The following is a 5403-nucleotide window of genomic DNA, read 5'->3' as shown; positions in this document are numbered from 1 at the left end:
GCTCCGGGGGCCAAGGGGCGCACGCTCACGGGCGACACCGCCTGGCTGGTGAGCAGCTACGCGCTGGCCAAGCAGGGGCTGGAGGACGAGCGGTTGAGCCTGGAGGAAACCGCGACCGCCGGCGGGCCGCCCGGCCAGGCGGCCCGGGGCTTCGACGGGCCGCGGCCCCAGGACCAGAACCTGCTGGCCTGGACCGGGGACCCGAACGACGCCGGCCATGTCACCGCCCAGTCCGTCGCCGGTGTCGCCGGCCGGGTGACCCTCGTACGGATCGTGCTGCGCGAGGAGATCACCTGGTCCAACATCTGGCTCGGCCTGGCCGGCATCGACCCGAACGCCTCGCTGTCCAACTGCTACCTCGGCGTGTACGACGCCACGGGCGCGCTGCGCGCGAGCACGGCCGACATCTCGCCCCAGCTGATGACCGAGCCGATCGCCAAGCCGTTCGCGCTGGCCAAGCCCTTCACCGCGGCCCCGGGCACGTACTTCGTCGCCCTGCTGCTCAACGGCAACTGGGCCACCAACGCCCTGACGCTGAAGTCCACCGGGGCCGGGATCTCGGTCAATGCGGGCCTGACACCGCCGAACCTGCGCTACAGCACCCTCCTGACCGGCCAGACCTCACTGCCGGCCGGCCTGAACCTCGCCGAGCAGTCCACGAGCACGATCAACACCGGCTGGGCGAGCCAGTGGTACGGCATCTCCTGACGACGCGGTGAGCGGGGCGCCGACGGTGCGGCGGGCGGGGCGTGCAACCCGGCGGAGGCCTGCGGACGTCTTTACGGGGGAGAGCGCATTTCCCGAGAAAGAACGAGAGAGAACCGGGGGACGTCATGCACCGTCCACGCCGCCAACAGCTCGTGGCAGCCGTCACGGGCGCCCTTCTCGCCCTGGGAGTCGCCTTCGCCGCACCGGCGTCGGCAGCCCCCCGCTCCGCCCCGACCCCGCTGGTCGTCAATGCCCGGTGGGGCGGTCACTGCACCTTCGACCGGGTGGTGGTCGACCTCCAGGGATACGTCCCGGAGGTCGCCGTCACCCAGGTCCCCGAGCTGGTCTACGACGGGTCCGGCAAGCCGGTCCCGCTGCCCGGCACGCACTTCCTGGAGATACGGCTCCACCCCGCCGCCGCGCACGACGAGGCGGGGCAGTCCGTCTACAAGGGGCCGCAGCTGGTCCAGCTGAACCTGCCGCGGCTCAAGGGGCTGGCCATGACCGGTGACTACGAGGGGTACGTCACCTTCGGCACCGCCTTCACCACCCAGCCCCAGTACTCGACGTTCACGCTGCACGACCCGGAGCGGTTCGTGCTCGACATATCCCACCCGAACGTCTGCTGAGGTCCGCCGGGGTCCACCGGGTTCCGCTCCCGCCGATGGAGCAGCCGGAGGGCCGCGCTGGCAGCCGCCGACGTCCGTGACGTAAGGTCAATAGGCCTTGGTGTACGGGAAACCGGTGCAAAACCGGTGCGGCCCTCGCCACTGTGATCGGGAAGTCCGGCTCCACACCTGCGGGTAGCCACTGGGCCCGCGGGAGACCGTGCGGCCCGGGAAGGCGGAGCCAGGGCGGCAGTACCCGTGAGCCAGGAGACCGGCCAAGGCGCGTCGTCCATCCACGAGGTGCTGGAGAGGTCTCCTTAACTCATGCACATAGCCGAGGGGTTCCTGCCCCCCTTGCACGCGGCCGCCTGGGGCGTCGCATCCGCTCCGTTCGTCGTCCACGGTGCCCGCGCGCTGACCCGTGAGGTGAAGGCCAACCCGGAGAGCACGCTGCTGCTCGGCGCGTCCGGAGCGTTCACCTTCGTCCTGTCCGCGCTGAAGATCCCGTCGGTCACGGGCAGCTGTTCGCACCCCACGGGGACGGGGCTCGGTGCGATCCTCTTCCGGCCGCCGGTGATGGCGGTGCTCGGCACGGTGACCCTGCTGTTCCAGGCGCTGCTGCTGGCCCACGGCGGGCTGACCACGCTCGGCGCCAACGTCTTCTCGATGGCGGTCGCCGGCCCGTGGGCCGGGTACGGGGTCTACCGGCTGCTGAAGAAGTCCGACGTGCCGCTGATGGTGTCGGTCTTCTTCGGCGCGTTCTTCGCGGACCTGGTCACCTACTGCGTCACCAGCGTGCAGCTCGCGCTGGCCTTCCCGGACCCGGCCGGCGGTGTCGCGGGCGCGCTGGCGAAGTTCGGCGGCATCTTCGCGCTCACGCAGCTCCCGCTGGCGGTGAGCGAGGGCCTGCTCACGGTGCTCGTGATGCGGCTGCTGATGCAGTCCAGCAAGGCGGACCTGATCCGGCTGGGCGTGGCGAAGCTGACCGCCTCCCGGGAGGCGACGGCGCGATGAGCCGCAACGCGAAGATCAACACCCTGCTGCTGCTCCTGGTCGCGGCCCTGGCCGTGCTCCCGCTCGCCCTCGGGCTGGGCGAGGGCAAGGAGGAGCCGTTCGCCGGCGCGGACGGGCAGGCGGAGGCCGCGATCACCGAGATGCGGCCGGACTACGAGCCGTGGTTCTCGCCGCTGTACGAACCGCCTTCCGCCGAGGTCGAGTCCGCGCTGTTCGCCCTCCAGGCGGCCCTCGGGGCGGGCGTGCTCGCGTACTACTTCGGTGTGCGCCGGGGCCGCCGGCAGGGCGCCCGGGCTGCCGCCGCGGCCGCCCCCGACGCGGAGTCCTGATTGCTGCCGATCGACGCGGCCGCGCACAGCAGCCGCTGGCGGGGCCGCCACCCGCTGGAGAAGGCCCTGCTGGGCCTCGGGCTGACGCTGACCGCGGTGTGCCTGCCGCCCTGGCCCGGGGCCCCGCTGGTGGCCGCGGCCACCCTGGCCGTGCTGCTGGGGCCGGCCGGGGTGGGGCGGCGCCAGCTCTGGCGGGCGTTCCGCATCCCGCTGGGCTTCTGCGTCACCGGGGCCGTCCCGCTGCTGTTCGCCGTGGGCGGCCCGGCGGGCCTGGTCTCGCTCGCCCCGGACGGCCCGCGGCACGCGGCGGAGTTGCTGCTGCGCACCTCGGCGGCCTCGCTGGGCGTCCTGCTGTTCGCCTTCACCACCCCCGTCTCGGACGTGCTGCCCCGGCTGGTCCGGGCCGGGGTGCCGGCGCCGGTCGTGGACGTGGCGCTGGTGATGTACCGGATCGGCTTCCTGCTGCTGGACTCGCTCGCCCAGGTGCGCGCCGCCCAGGCGGCCCGGCTCGGCACCGCCGGCCGGGCCGCGGTGTGGCGTTCGCTCGCCGGGCTGGCGGCGACCTCCTTCGTGCGCGCCTTCGACCGGGCCGGCCGGCTCCAGGCGGGCCTGGCGGGCCGCGGCTACGACGGCACCCTGCGCGTCCTGGTGCCCGAGGCCCGGCTGTCGTGGCGCTTCCTCGCGGCATCGGCGGCCCTGCTGGCGGTCGTGGTCGCGGCGACCCTCGTACTGAAAGGACTGTGGCTGTGAAGCCGTTGGTGGAACTGGCGGGTGCGGGGTACGCGTACGAGGACGGGCCGGCCGTGCTGTCGGGGGTGGACTTCGCCATCGCCGAGGGGCGGGCGCTGGCCTTGCTGGGGCGCAACGGCAGCGGCAAGACCACGCTGATGCGGCTGCTCAGCGGCGGCCTTCGGCCGGCGTCGGGCGAGCTGCGGCTGGACGGCGCGCCCGTGGCCCACGACCGGGCGGGGCTGACCCGGCTGCGGACCTCGGTGCAGCTGGTGGTCCAGGACCCCGACGACCAGTTGTTCGCGGCCTCGGTGGAGCAGGACGTGTCGTTCGGGCCGATGAACCTCGGGCTCGGCCGCGCGGAGGTCCAGGAGCGGGTGGACGCCGCGCTGGCCGCCCTGGACATCACGGCCCTGAGGGACCGGCCCACGCACCTGCTCTCGTACGGCCAGCGCAAGCGGGCGGCGATCGCCGGTGCGGTGGCGATGCGGCCGCGCGTGCTGATCCTGGACGAGCCGACGGCCGGCCTGGACCCGGACGGCCAGGAGCGCCTGCTCCACGTGCTGGGCGCGCTGACGGCGACGACGGTGGTGATGGCCACGCACGACGTCGACCTCGCGGTCCGCTGGGCCGACGACGCGGCCGTGCTGACCCCGTCGGGGATCCGCACCGGCCCCGCGGACGCGCTGCTGTCGGACCCCGCCCTGCTGGCCTCGGCGGGGCTGCGCCCGGCCTGGGCGCCGGCGCGGACGGGATCGCCGGCCAGGCGGCCGAGGCCGGCACCACGTCGTAGCCGCACAGGGCCTCTTCCGCCGCGCCGGCCGCCAGGCCCGTCAGCACGACGCGTCCGTCGTCGCAGACCAGGACGGTGCGCACGGTGATGTTGCGGTGGGTCCAGCCGTGCGCGTGCAGGACGCGCAGTGCGGTCAGGACGTCCGCGGCGACCTCGGCCGCCCGGTAGGGGCTCAGCGGCCGGTCCGCTATGAGCGCGGCCAGCGGCCGCGCCGGGACGAGTTCGCAGACGATCCACAGCGAACCGCCCTCCGCGAACACGTCGAAGACCTGGTCCAGTCGCGGATGGTCGGGGATGCGGGCCGCCGCCTGGGCGGCCTCGATGGCCCGGCGTACGGCCGGCAGGTCGGCCGCATCGCGCACGTCGGCCGGCGGCACGCGGCCGCCGTCGAGCAGCTCCGCGTCGACGACCTCCGGTAACGGCACCTGGCGTACGAGCACTTCCTGCCCGCTGCGGGTGTCGAACGCCCGTGTCTCGACCAGTTCGTAGTCGTCGGACGGCGGCACCGGCAGACGGTAGCGGCCGGCCAGGATCCGGCCCGCGTAGTCGTCCACGCCGTCGCCTCCCCCGAGTGCGGTGTCCCCATGGCCCCGCCGACCACGATACGTCGCCGGGGCCGCCCGCGTCCCGGGGCTTGGTCAGCCCAGCGGCTGGAACGTCTCGAACGCCGTGTTCCGCAGCTGCGTGCACTCCGGGCCGTCCCAGGCGTCGGCCGCGCAGCTGATCATGATGGCGTAGCCGCGGTTGGCGTCGACCTTGAAGCCGCGGTTGAGGACGCGCACCCTGGTGCCGCCCTGGTCCCGCTCGAACTCCCAGTCGGCGACGGTGGGGTAGCCGCGGTAGTCCACCTTGCGGATGCCGATGGTGCGGTAGTTCGTGCTGCTGCCCGCGACTCCTGTCACCGCCTGGCTCCACGCCAGCTTGGCGTCGCCGCCAGGGGTGTTGGTGAAGTCGACCTGGACCCGCGGGAAGCCGCCGCTCTCGCGGTTGTATATCCCGCCGGAATTGGTGCCCGCTATGGCGGTCCGGTGGAAGCCCTGGGGCATGGCCATCGAGAAGTGGAAGTCGGTGTCGGTCACCGTCGCGTACCCGGCCGGGACGCCGGCCGAGCCGCCGCCGCCCGTGCCGCCGCTGCCGCTGCCGGGCGGGGGCGTGCCGTCGACGGGCAGGCCGTTGCCCTGGCCCTGGCCGCCCGGGCTCTGGCCCTGGCCCTGGCCCTGGC

At 73.9% G+C, this 5403-nt stretch carries 6 protein-coding genes, 2 pseudogenes and 1 riboswitch; of the genes and pseudogenes, 6 read left to right on the top strand and 2 right to left on the bottom strand.

The features are described 5' to 3' along the window. Positions 1-48: 48 nt before the first annotated feature. The 6 genes from GPJ59_RS38720 to GPJ59_RS32865 all read left to right on the top strand — a co-directional run bounded on the left by GPJ59_RS38720 (position 49) and on the right by GPJ59_RS32865 (position 4269). On the top strand, positions 49-708 hold the full coding sequence (locus tag GPJ59_RS38720; RefSeq protein WP_374200979.1) for a hypothetical protein: 660 nt from the start codon (positions 49-51) through the stop codon (positions 706-708). Between the two features lie 125 nt (positions 709-833). Next, positions 834-1337, top strand: coding sequence for an AMIN-like domain-containing (lipo)protein (locus GPJ59_RS32885; protein ID WP_219671575.1), 504 nt, complete (start codon positions 834-836; stop codon positions 1335-1337). An 81-nt stretch (positions 1338-1418) separates the two neighbouring features. Further along, positions 1419-1610, top strand: a riboswitch (cobalamin riboswitch). Positions 1611-1640: 30 nt separating this feature from the next. Further along, positions 1641-2330: an energy-coupling factor ABC transporter permease gene (locus GPJ59_RS32880; protein WP_219671574.1), complete on the top strand. Its 690-nt coding sequence runs from the start codon at positions 1641-1643 to the stop codon at positions 2328-2330. Further along, positions 2327-2659, top strand: coding sequence for an energy-coupling factor ABC transporter substrate-binding protein (locus GPJ59_RS32875; protein WP_219671573.1), 333 nt, complete (start codon positions 2327-2329; stop codon positions 2657-2659). Before GPJ59_RS32880 ends, GPJ59_RS32875 begins: the two co-directional genes overlap by 4 nt. Beyond that, entirely contained in the window at positions 2660-3409 is a 750-nt protein-coding gene (cbiQ, locus tag GPJ59_RS32870) for a cobalt ECF transporter T component CbiQ (protein ID WP_219671572.1), read from the top strand. Then, entirely contained in the window at positions 3400-4269 is an 870-nt protein-coding gene (locus GPJ59_RS32865) for an energy-coupling factor ABC transporter ATP-binding protein (protein WP_308120614.1), read from the top strand. Before cbiQ ends, GPJ59_RS32865 begins: the two co-directional genes overlap by 10 nt. A 13-nt stretch (positions 4270-4282) precedes the next feature. Here the strand turns inward: GPJ59_RS32865 and GPJ59_RS38970 are convergent. Both GPJ59_RS38970 and GPJ59_RS32855 read right to left on the bottom strand, forming a co-directional pair. Then, positions 4283-4543 (bottom strand): annotated as a pseudogene (locus GPJ59_RS38970) (hypothetical protein); the annotation flags it as partial. A 276-nt stretch (positions 4544-4819) separates the two neighbouring features. Next, positions 4820-5403: pseudogene (locus GPJ59_RS32855) on the bottom strand (serine/threonine protein kinase); the annotation flags it as partial.

Source organism: Streptomyces bambusae (assembly GCF_019400985.1).
GTDB lineage: Bacteria > Actinomycetota > Actinomycetes > Streptomycetales > Streptomycetaceae > Streptomyces > Streptomyces bambusae_A.
This window is presented reverse-complemented; position numbering and strand designations above follow the sequence as displayed.

Bases quoted from the DNA above. Each gene is read 5' to 3' on its own strand.
- GPJ59_RS32885 (WP_219671575.1), top strand. From the start codon at position 834: ATGCACCGTCCACGCCGCCAACAGCTCGTGGCAGCCGTCACGGGCGCC.
- GPJ59_RS32880 (WP_219671574.1), top strand. From the start codon at position 1,641: ATGCACATAGCCGAGGGGTTCCTGCCCCCCTTGCACGCGGCCGCCTGG.
- GPJ59_RS32875 (WP_219671573.1), top strand. From the start codon at position 2,327: ATGAGCCGCAACGCGAAGATCAACACCCTGCTGCTGCTCCTGGTCGCG.